Consider the following 1,141-nt stretch of genomic DNA (forward strand, 5'->3'; position numbering starts at 1 on the left):
CGGATTACCCGTTCCGTCCCTGTTCGGACTACGTCTACCTGACGGGTGACCAGTCCCAGGAGGCCGCCCTCGTCCTGGAACCCCTCGCCGAGGGCGGACACCGCGCGGTCGCCTACCTGCTGCCCCGCTCCAACCGCGAGAACGGCGAGTTCTGGAACGACTACCACGGCGAACTCTGGGACGGCCGGCGCAACAGCCTCACCGAGAACGAGCAACTCCTCGGCCTGCCCTGCGCCGACGTGCGCACCCTGACCGGCAAACTCGCCGAGACCACCGGCCCCGTCCGCCTCCTGCGCGGCCACGACGCCACCGTCGACCACGCCCTCCACACCGCCGTCACCGTCCAGGCCGACGAGGAGTTCCGCGTCTTCCTCTCCGAAATGCGCCTGGTCAAGGACGACTTCGAGATCGCCGACCTGCGCTTCGCCTGCGAGGCCACCGCCCGCGGCTTCGAAGACGTCGTCCGCATCCTCGGCACCGACCAGCCCACCCTCGAACGCGCCATCGAGGGCACCTTCTTCCTGCGCGCCCGCATCGAGGGCAACGACGTCGGCTACACCAGCGTCTGCGCCGCCGGACCCCACGCCACCACCCTCCACTGGATCCGCAACGACGGCCAGGCCCGCCCCGGCGACCTCCTCCTCCTCGACGCCGGCGTGGAGACCAACAACCTCTACACCGCCGACATCACCCGCACCCTGCCCGTCAGCGGCCGCTTCACCCCCATCCAGCGCAAGGTCTACAACGCCGTCCTCGCCGCCCAGGACGCCGGCATCGCCGCCGTCAAACCCGGCGCCGCCTTCCGCGACTTCCACCACGCCGCCCAACGCACCCTCGCCGAACACCTCGTCTCCTGGGGCCTGTTCGGCGACCGCGACGCCGACGAGGTCTACCACCTCGGCCTCCACCGCCGCTTCACCCTCGCCGGCACCGGCCACATGATCGGCCTCGACGTCCACGACTGCGCCCTCTCCCGCACCGACCTCTACGTCGACGGCACCCTCGAACCCGGCATGGTCCTCACCGTCGAACCCGGCCTCTACTTCCAGAGCGACGACCTCACCGTCCCCGAGGAATACCGCGGCATCGGCATCCGCATCGAAGACGACATCCTCGTCACCGACAACGGCAACGAAAACCT

1 protein-coding gene is annotated in these 1,141 nt (G+C 69.8%); it reads left to right on the plus strand.

What is annotated here, in order from left to right; translation table 11 throughout:
- Window positions 1–1,141 (plus strand): aminopeptidase P N-terminal domain-containing protein (locus tag ACIO5E_RS39665; RefSeq protein ID WP_400677594.1); only part of this gene is annotated, 1,141 nt, incomplete at both ends.

Origin of the sequence: Kitasatospora sp. NPDC087314 (assembly GCF_044744365.1) — a bacterium.
Classification (GTDB): domain Bacteria; phylum Actinomycetota; class Actinomycetes; order Streptomycetales; family Streptomycetaceae; genus Kitasatospora.